We start from the raw sequence: 261 nt of genomic DNA, 5'->3' as shown, positions 1-261 counted from the left end.
CGGTGCCGTCCTTGAGCGTCTCGATCCGGCGGATGTCCAGCCGCACCGAGGCGTAGAACTTCAGCGCCCGCCCACCGGTGGTCGTCTCCGGCGACCCGAACATCACCCCGATCTTCTCGCGGAGCTGGTTGATGAAGACCGTGGTGGTCCTGGACTGGCTGAGCGCACCGGTGATCTTGCGCAGCGCCTGGCTCATCAGCCGCGCCTGCAGACCCACATGGGAGTCGCCCATCTCGCCCTCGATCTCCGCGCGCGGCACCA

At 67.8% G+C, this 261-nt stretch carries 1 pseudogene; it reads right to left on the bottom strand.

What is annotated here, in order from left to right:
- Nucleotides 1–261 (bottom strand): annotated as a pseudogene (locus AC2CJA_RS27445) (recombinase RecA); the annotation flags it as partial.

The organism is Streptomyces sp. ATLC9 (genome assembly GCF_057196705.1).
This window is presented reverse-complemented; position numbering and strand designations above follow the sequence as displayed.